Origin of the sequence: Prevotella sp. HMSC073D09 (genome assembly GCF_001814145.1) — a bacterium.
Taxonomy (GTDB): domain Bacteria; phylum Bacteroidota; class Bacteroidia; order Bacteroidales; family Bacteroidaceae; genus Prevotella; species Prevotella conceptionensis.
On record NZ_KV815079.1, the window covers coordinates 148,428 to 161,773 of the forward strand.

At 45.8% G+C, this 13,346-nt stretch carries 9 protein-coding genes; 5 read left to right on the plus strand and 4 right to left on the minus strand.

Features of this window, described 5'->3' with window-relative positions; genetic code table 11:
- Positions 1–895: 895 nt before the first annotated feature.
- Positions 896–1,423: a pyridoxamine 5'-phosphate oxidase family protein gene (locus HMPREF2955_RS06395; protein ID WP_070721936.1), complete on the minus strand. Its 528-nt coding sequence runs from the start codon at positions 1,421–1,423 to the stop codon at positions 896–898.
- Positions 1,424–1,600: 177 nt separating this feature from the next.
- Here HMPREF2955_RS06395 and tsaA point away from each other — a divergent pair, with 177 nt between their 5' ends.
- The 4 genes from tsaA to HMPREF2955_RS06415 all read left to right on the plus strand — a co-directional run bounded on the left by tsaA (position 1,601) and on the right by HMPREF2955_RS06415 (position 6,785).
- The gene (gene tsaA / locus HMPREF2955_RS06400) at positions 1,601–2,278 is read left to right on the plus strand and encodes a tRNA (N6-threonylcarbamoyladenosine(37)-N6)-methyltransferase TrmO (RefSeq protein WP_070721937.1); all 678 of its coding nucleotides are present in this window, start codon (positions 1,601–1,603) and stop codon (positions 2,276–2,278) included.
- 486 nt (positions 2,279–2,764) lie between these two features.
- Positions 2,765–2,947 (plus strand): hypothetical protein, encoded by a 183-nt coding sequence (locus HMPREF2955_RS16520; RefSeq protein WP_070721939.1) that lies wholly within the window; start codon positions 2,765–2,767, stop codon positions 2,945–2,947.
- A gap of 487 nt (positions 2,948–3,434) precedes the next feature.
- Entirely contained in the window at positions 3,435–5,897 is a 2,463-nt protein-coding gene (gene pheT, locus HMPREF2955_RS06410) for a phenylalanine--tRNA ligase subunit beta (protein ID WP_070721941.1), read from the plus strand.
- A gap of 168 nt (positions 5,898–6,065) precedes the next feature.
- A complete protein-coding gene (locus HMPREF2955_RS06415; protein ID WP_070721943.1) occupies positions 6,066–6,785 on the plus strand; it encodes a YebC/PmpR family DNA-binding transcriptional regulator in 720 nt (239 codons plus the stop codon).
- 270 nt (positions 6,786–7,055) lie between these two features.
- On the opposite strand, the gene HMPREF2955_RS06420 is transcribed toward HMPREF2955_RS06415, so the two are convergent.
- From HMPREF2955_RS06420 to dnaB, 3 genes are all read right to left on the minus strand, one after another.
- Positions 7,056–8,696 (minus strand): hypothetical protein, encoded by a 1,641-nt coding sequence (locus HMPREF2955_RS06420; protein ID WP_070721945.1) that lies wholly within the window; start codon positions 8,694–8,696, stop codon positions 7,056–7,058.
- Positions 8,697–8,928: 232 nt separating this feature from the next.
- Positions 8,929–9,609, minus strand: a complete 681-nt coding sequence (locus tag HMPREF2955_RS06425; protein ID WP_070721947.1) for a tetratricopeptide repeat protein — start codon at positions 9,607–9,609, stop codon at positions 8,929–8,931.
- An 80-nt stretch (positions 9,610–9,689) separates the two neighbouring features.
- Positions 9,690–11,168, minus strand: coding sequence for a replicative DNA helicase (gene dnaB, locus HMPREF2955_RS06430; RefSeq protein ID WP_070721949.1), 1,479 nt, complete (start codon positions 11,166–11,168; stop codon positions 9,690–9,692).
- 366 nt (positions 11,169–11,534) lie between these two features.
- Between dnaB and ispE the strand changes: the two genes are divergently transcribed.
- On the plus strand, positions 11,535–12,374 hold the full coding sequence (ispE, locus tag HMPREF2955_RS06435) for a 4-(cytidine 5'-diphospho)-2-C-methyl-D-erythritol kinase (RefSeq protein WP_070721957.1): 840 nt from the start codon (positions 11,535–11,537) through the stop codon (positions 12,372–12,374).
- The last annotated feature ends 972 nt before the right edge of the window (positions 12,375–13,346 follow it).

Sequence of the window (13,346 nt, forward strand, 5' to 3'; positions counted from 1 at the left end):
CGGATTTTCACGCGTATTTTTAAAGTTTGTAACCATTTGACTTATTGACGTTTACGAGAAATAAAGCACAAAAACATGCCTTTTAGCATGTATTAAGTGTGCAAAACAACATGAAGTGCTCAACCAAACTCCACCAAGCAATTTTTCATTCCAAATGGTCAAAATGCCTATAAATAACGTTTAAAATGGTTCATTTTATGGGTTTTAGCTGCATTTTGCAGCATTTTACCTTGCATTTTGGTGCATATTACACTGCGTTTTGGTGCATATTGCATTGCATTTTGGTGCAAAATGCACTGCGTTTTGCTGCAAAATGCAATGCGTTTTGCTGCAAAATACGTTGCAACATCTAGCGATTAGACTCCATTTTTTTGTAGTTGCAGATGCAAATTTGGGAGAATTTTTCTTCAAAGAGAAATGCAAAAGCATAGAAAATGGCCAAAAACGGAGGGGATAAGCACGCAAAAATTACTGAAAACTCATCGTTTGAGTGCATTTTATATAACTTTTAGCGGTTATTTTTTCTAGAATGGTTAGACCGAAGAACGCGATTTGTAAAATATATTTATCATATTAACAAATCGCAAATAGACATTTTCCGAGATAAGAACAACATCCATGTATCTGCATGAGCGATAAGACTAAACATGATGGGCGCAATGATGCGAACAAGTTTAAGCCCTTACTGACGTAATGATATAGGGCAACGAAACGCGTATGGCGTTCACGTTCACCCAGTTGTGCTTTTAATTCCAATGGGCTGTCCGCTATATCGCGCTTGTGAAGAACAGAAAGGGGCTTACTTTTGGTGAGAGGTGAAACTAATTACTCTATTTGTCGGCAACCTGAACACCATATTTTCTGTTTCACAACTTTTAGCGGACAGCAATATTTCTCAATCTGCCTTATCGTCAATTGCAGCTTGGTTTCTACCAGCCTTGTTTACCTTCTTGCACTTGCCAGAAAACTCTTGCACCTCAATCTTGATAATTTCTGTACGATGAAACGATGCCTGCGTGTACTTCTCGCCCAGCTGTTTATGTTCGGGCGATAGCTTGTTGATAAGCAGGTGCAAGGCTTTCATGCGCTCGTCTTCGTCCAATCCCGTTCGGGCTAAGCCATAAATCACCACACTTTCGTATTCGGTGGTGAAATTAGCGGGCAACAAGTTAACGTCGCCCACAATGCAAAGGCACACATGCGGGTTCTTGGCTATTGCCCTTAACTTCTTTCCTTCGGGAGCGCAATGCAGGTAAAGCGTATTTTCGCCGTCCCAAACGTGGTTTACGGGAATGGCGTAAGGCATCCCTTCTTCGTCTATCATCGAAAGAACGCCATACTCGGCACCCTCTATCAGTTCTATGGCGCGTTGCTCGGCCAGCAGTCGGTCGCGCCTTCTTACATGGTCGTTATTGTATTTCATAACTTCTTCTTTTAACGGCAAAATTAAGTATTTTTTGCCACAACAGCCCATAACATTTCATGGTTTGTGCGGTTAAAGTGGGTTAATTGCTTTAACTTTGCAGCTAATTAAACCACGTATGGATAGGCCGACACCTTCGTTCTCCCACACCATCCATGCCCAAATCACAGTTGCACAATGACAGAAATACATCCCATAGCCCATTTTCGTTCGCCTTTCAGCTCGAAGTTCGGCATACCCAAACAAAGCGGATTGGTACAAGATGTGCGCGGACAAATAGTTTTCGAACCCGCTTATCGCACAAAAGACGCCCTGCGTGGGCTCGACGAGTTCGACTACCTATGGCTTATTTGGCACTTTTCGGCCAACAAACACGCACCCAACAGCCTTGTTGTTCGTCCGCCATTGCTGGGCGGAAACGCCAAGATGGGCGTGTTTGCCACGCGTTCTCCCTTCCGTCCCAATGGCTTGGGACTGTCCTCTGTGCGGCTAGAACGCATTGAATGGGAAACAAGTCAAGGGCCTGTTATACATGTTTTGGGTGCCGACTTGATGGACGGGACACCCATTTTCGACATAAAACCCTACATTGCATACGCCGATTGCCACGTGGGTGCACGCAGTGGCTTTGTAGACAGAACGGCCATTGCACGACTTGACGTGTGCATACCCGAACGTTTTCGCCCCATTTTCTCTCCCGAAGACCTCAAAACGCTTTGCGAGGTGCTGGCACTCGACCCTCGCCCACATTATCAAGACAATCCCCAAAAGGTGTATGGCATGCCTTTTATGGACAAGGATGTGCGTTTCACGGTGTCTGCCGAGGGGCAACTATTGGTGGTAGAGGTGGTATAAGCCGCCTTACCCCCTTTCGATTGTTAGCACAAGTCATGGCCCCAAAACTTGCTAATAAACACATTTACACCCTTACCAGCCTTTCTTTTTAATCTTTTCATCACCATTTTGATGAAAAATTATGTAAAAGTTTGTCTATTTAAGAAAAAAATTATACCTTTGCGAACAATACTAAAAACCTAACAGGGCCATTACAACATGGGGGACGCACCGTAAAAACTACTTTTCTGCTAAACGCGGTTAACTTAATCCGAAACGTAAGTCCCACATTTGTACAAACGCATTAGAAACTGAACTAACGATAAAACAATTATAAAAACAAACTAATGATAAGAATTTCTACGCTATTGCTGGGAGCGGCTTTGTCGCTTTCCACTTTTCCTGCCATGATGGCGCAAACCTATTGTCAACCCACAAAGAATAGTGGAGGAAACAATTGGGCACATGCCAATTCGCAATCGTTTTACAGCTTGAAGGTTTCTTCGGATGGTAACGAAGTATATCGGTTTACTGACGAAAAAAAACATACTAAACGGCATTGATAACGTTTCGACAGACAAAGCAGCCGCCGAAGTGTACACGCTTGAAGGTGTAAAACTAAACAAGCAAGTAAACGAATTGCCTAAGGGCATCTATATCGTTAACGGTAAGAAGATGGTAGTGAAATAACGCACAAAAGAATATTCAAGGCACACCTTAATAATATGTTATCAGATATTAGAGATGTAAATTTGTGAGCGTGCCGTGATGGCATCACCACAATGATTTCCAGCATCCCTCGCACGTCATTGTGCAGGGGATGCTTTTGTTTTATTAAGTTGAAGAGCGACTACAAAAGGCCAATGCCATGAACTTTAAGGCTATGAGTTGTTGAGGTTGTAAGGTTATGAGCCTATGAGCTATTGGGTTTATAAGTTCATGAGCTGTTGAGTTTGTGAGTTCGATACAGCCTAATTTTATATCCCCAACATGTAAAACTGTGTGGGCATACGCACATGCCCGCACGATGTACACCATTGAAAGTGGCGCAAGCCTAAGGCGTGTTGGCATCGCGGAGACGGCAACAGAAACAATTTGTAACTTCAATATTTTGCGAAACTGCATGTTTTTTAGTAATTTTGCGCATTATTTGGGTATACAAAACAACTTTATATAAATGAACATTTCATACAAATGGCTGAAAGAGTATGTCGACTTCGACCTTACGCCGCAAAAAACGGCAGAGGTTTTGACTTCTTGCGGCCTTGAAGTAGACTCTGTGGAAGAGGTTCAAACCATCAAAGGTGGCTTGAAAGGACTGTATGTGGGCGAAGTGCTTACATGCGAGGCGCATCCAAACTCCGATCACTTACACATCACAACCGTTGACTTGGGCAAGGGCGAACCTTCTCAAATAGTATGCGGCGCACCCAATGTGGCTGCCGGACAAAAGGTAATAGTGGCCGATGTGGGTGCTGTGCTTTACGACGGCGACAACGAGTTTGTCATCAAGAAATCGAAGTTGCGCGGCGTAGAGAGCTTTGGTATGATTTGTGCAGAAGACGAAATTGGCGTGGGAACGGCTCACGACGGCATCATCGTTTTGCCTGCCGACGCTAAGGTTGGCCAGCCTGCCGCCGAATATTACCAACTGGAAAGCGACTGGCTTATCGAGATTGACATAACAGCTAACCATGCCGATGCACTTAGTCATTATGGCGTGGCACGCGACCTGTACGCCTGGTTGGTGCAAAATGGTTATGAAACAACGTTGAAACGCCCCAGCTGCGATGCCTTCGTGGTAGACAATAACGACCTGCCCATAGATGTAACCATCGAGAATAACGATGCCTGCAAACGCTATGCTTGCGTATCGATAACCGATTGCGAGGTGAAAGAAAGTCCCGAATGGCTGCAAAACAAGTTGCTTACCATCGGCCTGCGCCCCATCAACAACATTGTAGACATCACTAACTACATCATGATGGCCTACGGACAGCCCATGCACTGCTTTGATGCCGACATGGTTAAGGGTCATCACATCATTGTAAAAACGCAGCCTGAGGGAACGAAATTCGTTACCCTAGATGGCGAAGAGCATACGCTTGGCCCTTCTGACCTGAGCATCTGCAACGCAGAAGAACCCATGTGCATCGCTGGCGTGTTTGGTGGAAAAGGTAGCGGAACATACGAAACAACACGCAATGTTGTGCTGGAAAGTGCGTATTTCCACCCCACATGGATTAGGAAAAGCGCACGCCGACACGGACTTAGCACCGATTCGAGTTATCGCTTTGAGCGGGGCATCGACCCTAACGGTACGGTGTATGCCCTAAAACAAGCCGCCATTCTTTGCAAAGAGTTGGCAGGCGGCAAGATTTCGATGGAGGTAAAGGACGTTTACCCCGAACCAATAGCCGACTTCGACGTTGACTTGAAATATGCCTATGTGGGACAAGTGATTGGCAAAGAAATTGGAAACGATGTTATTAAGCGCATTGTGACGAGCCTTGGCATGCAGGTGGTTGAAGAAACCAACGAAGGTTTGCAACTCAAAGTTCCCGCTTATCGTGTAGATGTTCAACGTCCTTGCGACGTTGTGGAAGATATTCTGCGCATCTACGGCTATAATAACGTGGAAATACCCACACAACTGAAAAGTTCGCTAACGGTACACGGCGACGAAGATAGGGAGCATAAATTGGAAACGCTTATTGGCGAACAGCTTGTTGGTAGCGGATTTAACGAGATACTGAACAACTCGTTAACGAAGGTGGCCTATTACGAGGGATTGAACAACTACACGGAAGATACTTGCGTGAAACTGCTGAACCCACTTAGTGCAGACTTGGGCATGATGCGCCAAACATTGCTGTTTGGTGGACTGGAAAGCCTTTCGCGCAACGCCAACAGGCAGAACCAAAACCTGCGTTTCTTTGAGTTTGGCAACTGCTACCACTACCATGCCGACAGAGCAAACGAGGAAAGCCCCATAAAAGCCTACTCGGAAGAAAAGCACTTGGCACTGTGGCTAACGGGTAAACGCGTGGAAGGCTCGTGGATTCATCCCGATGAGCAATCTTCGTTCTACGAATTGAACGGCTATGTGCAAAACATCTTCGCTAGACTTGGCATTCCTGCTGGCCTATTGGTTTACGAAAAGAGCGAAAATAACATCTTTACTTATGCCCTTAAAGTGATGAACAGGGGCGGAAAGGTTGTTGCCGAACTGGGATATGTGGCCGATGGCATTCGCAAGAACTTTGGTTTGACGAACGAAGTGTTCTTTGCCGACTTGAATTGGACTGCCCTTATTAAGCTGACAAGCAAGAAAGACGTAGAATTTAAGGAGATAAGCAAGTTCCCGGCCGTAAGTCGCGACCTCGCTTTATTGCTCGATAAGGAGGTGTTGTTTAAGGATGTTGTGGCCGTGGCCACGCAGACGGAGAAGAAATTGCTCAAGAAAGTTGAGCTGTTCGACGTGTACGAAGGCAAGAATCTGCCGCAAGGCAAGAAGAGTTATGCCGTGAACTTCATCCTGCAAGACGAGAACGCAACACTTAAAGACAAGCAGATTGAAAGCATTATGCAGAAGTTGATTGCCAACCTTAAAGGCAAACTTGGGGCTGAATTGCGCTAAACGGGCTGCAACAAAAGATGCTGGTAAAGACATCTAACGTAAGAATATAACGATAAAAAATAGATAATAATATAGGAGTGAGGCACTGACGCCCTGCTACATGTTGCACTTATTTTGCCATGCAATGATGTTATAAGGGCACAAACTCGCTCGTAAACGCACAATCCTATGGGAAGAGCATTTGAATATCGCAAAGCTGCGAAACTGAAAAGATGGGGCCATATGGCCCGCACGTTTACAAAGATAGGTAAACAAATTGCCATTGCCGTAAAGGCAGGAGGCCCCGAACCAGAGAACAACCCTACGCTTAGGGCCATCATCGCGAACGCGAAACGCGAGAATATGCCCAAAGATAACATCGAAAGGGCTATCAAAAACGCGATGGGTAAAGACCAAAGCGAATATAAAGTGGTGACATACGAGGGCTATGGGCCTCATGGTGTGGCCATATTTGTAGATACGCTTACCGATAACACAACGAGAACGGTGGGCGACGTTCGCTCTGTTTTCAACAAGTTCAATGGCAATTTGGGTACTTCTGGCTCGCTTTCGTTCCTTTTCGACCATAAGTCGGTGTTCACTTTCAAGAAGAAAGACGGACTGGAAATGGATGAATTGATACTCGACCTCATTGACTATGGCGTGGAAGACGAATACGATGAGGATGAAGAAACTGGCGAAATAACCATCTATGGCGCTCCTACCAGCTTTGGCGAAATACAAAAACACTTGGAGGAAGAGGGCTTTGAAGTTACTGGTGCCGAGTTTACTTATATCCCTAACGACCTGAAAGAGGTAACAGACGAGGAGCGAGAAACTATCGACAAGATGGTGGAAAGACTTGAAGAGTTTGACGATGTGCAGACGGTTTACACCAATATGAAGTAATAACAAAGCGACATTGCCCTATGGTGGCATGGCTTAGAAACTTCTTTCTGGTCACGTGCCAACATAATGCTCACTGATAGGTTGCGCAAGTTAGGATGTTCAATCCCCCTTGCGCAACCTTTTTTATTGGATTTTTTCCTTCTGAAACAGCAGCTATTGTTTCGCCTATAAGTCTAGTTGTGGCCCAAAAAAACGCGCCACACACCATTATTCAACGGCTTTTCTTTCCGTTGCCAAGACATTATTGCTGAGAAAAACGTTCTACGTACGCTATCTCACGATGGTTTTCTTTCCATCAATGATGTATATTCCAGGCGCAAGTGCACCCTTATCGCCCGACAATCTTTGCCCGTTAAGGTTGTATATGGTTGGCAATGGGGCGTTTATTTCATTTTCAGACGTCGGTTGTTGGATGCCATTCGTAACATCCTTTACAACGATTGTTTTACCTTCTGCATTCTCTATATCATTGAAATAGGCCTTAAACGCCTTTATTTGTTGATTGCCGAAGAAGGCTTGCAGCTTGTTTTGCCTGTTGAGATAGTAACTTCCCGCTGGCGGCGTGGTGGCATTAAGCGTTCCCACAAATGGGCTATTGGGGTTTGTTTGGGGCGAATGCACCTGCGTTTGGGCAACAAAGATGCTCTTCGTATCTGTTTGCGGACTTACCAAATAGGGTTCGCCGGCCTGCATACCTGCATCTGTTAGCCGTTGGAAAACAACGTTATTTCCTTCCACATAAGCAAACTTCGCAATGACCGCTGCTTGTCCGAAAACGCTTTTCACCTCACTGGCAGAGAGCGAAACGGGCAATGTAAGGGTGTTGAACACGCCTTGTTTAAGCGCTTGATGAATATGTACGTTTACGTTTTGTGCCTCTCCATACGTGTTTAGCTTGTCATCGTAATAGTTTATGGTTACATCTTGCGCCGTAAGCGGGTACAAGATAAGGGTTGTGCCTTGTGGAATAACAATTCCATAACAATCTATTTCCGCCCCATAGTAAGCAAAACAAGGCACGCCCGTTCGCGAATCGGCCAGCTTATACTTCTCGTTGGCGGTGAACGACGTATGAACCCAGCTGTAAGTATGTTCGGACAACTTGTTTACAGGCACGTTTGGAGCCGATGCGCTTTGGCCTGAAACCTTTCTTAGGCTTATCCTTTCAACGGCATTGATGGTGGGGAGCGCATCCACTTCTTCGTAAACACCACGTACTTCGCCTGTAACGAGGTCGCCTCTTTGCCAATCGCCGCGCTTGGAAAGCAATACACGAATAAGTGCGGTGTGGTCTTTCACAAACAGTTCTGCATCATTACTGCCCAACACTAGTGCCTTTTTGATTTTCAATGTCGCAGCTTTCCCATGTTCCGTTTGTTTGAAACTGGCGATGTCGGCAATGGTTTCTTCTTCTTTTGGCTTGTCCTCGTTGGGGTCTGTTGTTGGTGGTGTCTGCCCCTCTTCGTACGCTATCTCTACTTTTTCGAGCGAAAACGTCTTGCCCCTTGGCGGATAAACCGTGATAACCAACTGCTGCGTGTTGCCTTGCCAAACATTATCAGCCGTCAATTTACCACTCGACACCTCCATTTCTCCTGCTTTCGGCAGAACCTCTTTGCCCGATTTAAGGAAGTGGAGGGTTACTTTTCGCATGTTTTTCTGTGCTGCGATAGTCAGGGTATTGTTGTTGTACAAGCGTGCATAGCCCCAATTTACAGGCACTACCCTACCCTCACCCTTGCTGAAGGTGAGCGACACCCCACCTTGCTCAACGGTAGTGAGGGGATAACTATGGCCTTTCTTAACCTTGGGCATAAGCTTGGTGAGGTCTAACACTTCTGCGCGCATGCCTACAATGCCGCAAACGCAGGCAAACAACAAGATAAAAGTTCTTATGTACAGATGTTTCATGGTTATTAGTAGGTATTAATTAGTTAATGATGCAAATATAGTTATTTTACAAATATTTGCATATCACAAAGCAGAAAGATGTAATGAATTAAGCAAAGTTTAACACTAAGAATGAATTTATGGGGAATTAAAAGGCGTTTTAGAACAGCAGACAATGAAAAATGGGAGACAAAAGCCTCCCATTTTATAAGTTCAACCCGCTACAACGGGCACATTAAGTGAAAAACAAAAGCTACCGTCGCTTACATCGTTTGTAGAGTTCGGCAAGTTCCGCACGCGGTACGCCCATCTTTGTCAGCCTGTTAAGTTCTTGTATTGCCTTATCAAACTGTTTCATGTCGATGAGCGTTTCCACCTTATATATATAGTATTCGGTATTGGTATTATCCTTTGATATGGCCTGCTCGTAATCGAACAAAGCCAGTTGCAGCATGCCCCTTTCTCGTTCAATCCCTGCACGTACAGCGTAGGCCAAAGCCTTATCAGCGTGTTGGTTCACCAATCTGTTCGCCAAATCAAGGGCCTCAGTGTGGCGTTTCATCTTCTGATTTAAAAGGGCAAGGGCCACCAATGTTTCAAAGTTGCCCGGAATATACACCAAAAGCTTTTCGTAATCAGCCTTAGCCAGGTCGTAACGCCGCATCCGTTCGTATGCAAAGGCTCTGAAATACAATGCCGTTGCGTTGTTGGGAAAACGGGTTAAGACGTTGTCGTACTCGTCTTTGGCGTATTGCCATTGTTCCAATTGCAGGTTCAGAGCCGCTTTTCGCAAGCGTAAGTCAACAGAATCGGGGTGCATGTCGGCCTCCTTAGCCAACACGGCAATGCTGTCGCGCAACTCTTTCTTTGTCTGTGCGGCAACATTAAAGCTTATTGTGGCGACCAAGAAGGCCAAAATTATGTTTCGTTTCATTTCTTATATGCTGAGAATGGAGGGGTATTTTGTTTGCCAATCTCGTTATTCCCTTGCTTTACAGAATGCTGCAAGGAGCGTTAGAACGGCATCGGCTCATCGTTCATACGCGAACCAATCAAGCCGCCACCATCGTCGGGAAGAGCGGGTTGCGAAGGGGTATCGTCGGGGTTTTCAAACCTCGTGTACTGCCCTTTAAAGGTAAGCAGCACGTCGCCCGTGGCACCTTTACGGTGTTTGGCAATGATAATTTGCGCCATTCCGTGCAAGTCGTTGCCCTTATCGTCTTCAAATATATGGTAGTATTCGGGGCGATGCACAAACAACACCATGTCGGCATCCTGCTCAATGGCACCCGACTCGCGCAAGTCGCTCAGCTGCGGACGCTTTCCTTCAAGGCCTTCGCGGTTCTCTACGTTACGACTAAGCTGCGACAACGCAATGACGGGGATGTTTAACTCCTTGGCTAAGCCTTTAAGTGAACGGCTGATGGTTGACACTTCTTCTTGTCGGCTGCCGAATTTCATGCCGTTGGCATTCATCAGCTGCAAATAGTCTATCATGATAACGCCCACACCTTTCTCTCTAACCAAACGGCGCGCCTTGGTTCGCAGTTCAAAAACAGAGAGGCCAGGCGTGTCGTCCACGTACACTTGCGCCCCTTGTAGGTTACGCAGCCGTTTGTCAAGTCGGTCCCATTCGTCGGGCGTTAACTGTCCGTTAAGTATCTTACTGCCCACAATCTCGCATACATTGGATATAAGTCGGTTAACAAGCTGCACGTTATTCATTTCGAGCGAGAAAAATCCGATAGGCACTTGTGCGTCTACGGCGATGTTCTTAGCCAAGCTTAGCGCAAAGGACGTCTTACCCATTGCAGGCCGTCCGGCGATGATAATCAGATCGGACGGTTGCCAACCCGACGTTATCTCGTCTAGTTTGGTATAACCTGTGGGCACTCCCGTCATGCCACCGCTATTGGCCGATGCCTTTTGCAGAATGTCGATAGCCTGCTTTATCACGGGGTCTATCTGCGTAAAGTCCTGCCGCATGTTCTTCTGCGACAGTTCGAAGAGCGCACCCTCGGCCTCTTGCATCAGATTTTCAACGTCGATACTCTCGTCGAAAGCCTTTGTTTCGATGTTACTGGCAAAAGAAATAAGCTGACGAGCCAAGAACTTGTGGGCAAGTATGGCCGCATGGTACTCAATATGGGCCGAAGATGCCACTTGCGAGCTGAGTTCCACCACATAAGGTGCGCCGCCAACGTCGTCGATGGTACCGTCGCGTTTCAGTTGTTCGGTAACGGTCATGATGTCAACAGGCTTTTCGTCCATGTTGAGCGACCTTATGGCGGTGTATATCTTCTGGTGTCGGGGTTCGTAAAAGGTTTCGGGATGCAACATCTCGCTTACCACGGCGAAAGCGTCCTTGTCTATCATCAAGGCACCCAGCACCACCCTTTCCAAGTCGAGAGCTTGGGGCGGCAAGTGTCCGTAGGTGTTGTCAACGGGCACCGATTTCTTCGTTTTTCTGTTCGTATTGCTTGTTTCGGGCATGTTCTATTATGTTTATATCGTGTGTTGTCCCCTATCGTTCGGGGCGTTTCTCAATCAACAATTTGGCCGTTCGCAACATGTATATCTCTTTTTCGCAACACCGGCACAACGCGCAACAGCCTGCAACAAGCAAGCCTAAGCCTATGTTATATTGCGGGAAGAGCATAACCGAATGTGGTGCGGCATGTATTCTGCACCTTGTTCAAAGGCGAACGTAGGTACAAATTTACCAAAAATAATGCGATTACCGATGCTCATTGCGAAAAACATGTTGCACTTCGGCGCAACCTTTAATTTAATTTGACCAATATAAAGCCGTTGCGCAAAAATGTGTTACCTTTGCATAGTTAACAATCAAGACAGTTTATGATTACATTTCCCTGTGCAAAGATAAACCTAGGACTGAACATTGTGGCCAAACGCAATGATGGTTATCATGACTTAGAGACGGTTTTCTACCCCGTTCCGCTAACCGATGCCCTGGAAGTAAAGCTGATGGACGAGCAGTTTCCGTCTGAAGTGGCGTGCGACTTGAAGGTTACAGGCAACACCCTTGTAGGCGACGAACAGCAGAACTTGGTGTGTAAGGCCTACAACTTGCTGGCGCGCGACTTCTCTATGCCACGCATACATGCACATCTTCATAAGCGTATTCCCTCGCAAGCAGGTTTAGGTGGCGGTTCGAGCGACGCCGCATTTATGATAAGACTGCTAGACGAGCGTTTTAGACTGAACATCGGCAATGCAGAAATGGAGCGATACGCCGCCCAACTTGGGGCCGACTGCGCCTTTTTCGTTACCGCCGAGCCATCGTTCGCCACAGGAAAGGGCGAAATTCTCGAACCAGTGGACACGCCCCAGCACAACCTTAACGGCTATTTCTTGGCTATCGTGAAACCCGATGTGGCTGTTTCTACTGCCGAGGCCTTTAAGCACATTGTGCCTAAGCGGCCTGCCAAATGTTGTCGCGACATTGTTAGGCAGCCCATAGCAACGTGGAAAGACGAATTGACGAACGATTTTGAACAGTCGGTGTTTGCCATTTACCCCGAACTATCCAACATTAAACGCGAACTTTACGAGCAAGGAGCGTTATATGCGCAAATGTCGGGCAGTGGAAGTGCCATTTTCGGGTTGTTCGAGCAATTCCCAAAAGAAGTGGAACACCAGTTTAAAGACCACTTCGTTTATATCACGCAACTATAAAACAATACGGTTTCGCACTTTATAGTCAAAGAAAATTGGATTTGGAACGCGCGTTCAACCTGTCGGCAAATCAAATGGGCAATAGTCTATAGACGAAAAGAATTGCTTTTGGAATGCTGGTTGTGCACCGCCGTTTTATTGTCAATGTGTTAGTGAAAAACTGTTCGTAGTGCGGGTACAAACTATCTTGCAGTCACACTACAAGCGGCTTGTAGTGTCAGTACAAGTGCCGAGAAGGGGTTGTCGCGCAGGTAGAGAGTGTCAGTACAAGCACTTTGTAGTGTCAGTACAAGGGGGCTTGTGCAGATGTTATGTAGTCAAACAGAATTGGATTTGCAATACCATAGGTGCATCGTAAACAAACAAAAGTCCTCCTTATCCTCTACGCAAGGGTTTATTGATGCCGTGCTACACAACGTCTTGCATCCTTCTAACAACAATTTTCCAAAAACAATTCTGTTTGACTATAAATTCACCCTTTCAATAGAAAAGCAGGTGTATTCGTTTGAAAAGGTGGAGCATGATGTTCATACAAAGCCCACGGCCTTTGAATTGCAAGTTTTGAAGTCATCTAGGCTTTTAAAATCTCCACAAATTGAGAGGAGCTTATTATCTTTGAAGTCGACTTGACTTTTAATATTTCTATAATGAGAGGAGTGCAGGACAAGCCAACCCACTGGCTTATCAGCTCACAAAAGCACAACAACTCCCGAATACATCAACTCACAAATTCACAAACTCCCCAACTCCAAAAATCATCAGCTCAAGACTCATCAGCTCAAAAACTCCCCAACTCAAAAACTTAAATCGTTATCTTTTATTTTACAATGCCGCTCAAATTTTCGCTCCGTTCTAGCGAGAATATTGGCTATAAAGTAGGTAATTTGCCACTATTCCTAGTCTTTCGCGCCTTCTGATATGTTCAATTTTAAGAAAATGACCTGCATTTTGTACCATTTAGCCTTTCTAGAT

Excerpts from the sequence above, each read along its gene's own strand:
- HMPREF2955_RS06395 (WP_070721936.1), bottom strand. The coding sequence starts at position 1,423 with ATGAAATACAATAACGACCATGTAAGAAGGCGCGACCGACTGCTGGCC.
- tsaA (WP_070721937.1), top strand. The coding sequence starts at position 1,601 with ATGACAGAAATACATCCCATAGCCCATTTTCGTTCGCCTTTCAGCTCG.
- HMPREF2955_RS16520 (WP_070721939.1), top strand. The coding sequence starts at position 2,765 with ATGGTAACGAAGTATATCGGTTTACTGACGAAAAAAAACATACTAAAC.
- pheT (WP_070721941.1), top strand. The coding sequence starts at position 3,435 with ATGAACATTTCATACAAATGGCTGAAAGAGTATGTCGACTTCGACCTT.
- HMPREF2955_RS06415 (WP_070721943.1), top strand. The coding sequence starts at position 6,066 with ATGGGAAGAGCATTTGAATATCGCAAAGCTGCGAAACTGAAAAGATGG.
- HMPREF2955_RS06420 (WP_070721945.1), bottom strand. The coding sequence starts at position 8,696 with ATGAAACATCTGTACATAAGAACTTTTATCTTGTTGTTTGCCTGCGTT.
- HMPREF2955_RS06425 (WP_070721947.1), bottom strand. The coding sequence starts at position 9,609 with ATGAAACGAAACATAATTTTGGCCTTCTTGGTCGCCACAATAAGCTTT.
- dnaB (WP_070721949.1), bottom strand. The coding sequence starts at position 11,168 with ATGCCCGAAACAAGCAATACGAACAGAAAAACGAAGAAATCGGTGCCC.
- ispE (WP_070721957.1), top strand. The coding sequence starts at position 11,535 with ATGATTACATTTCCCTGTGCAAAGATAAACCTAGGACTGAACATTGTG.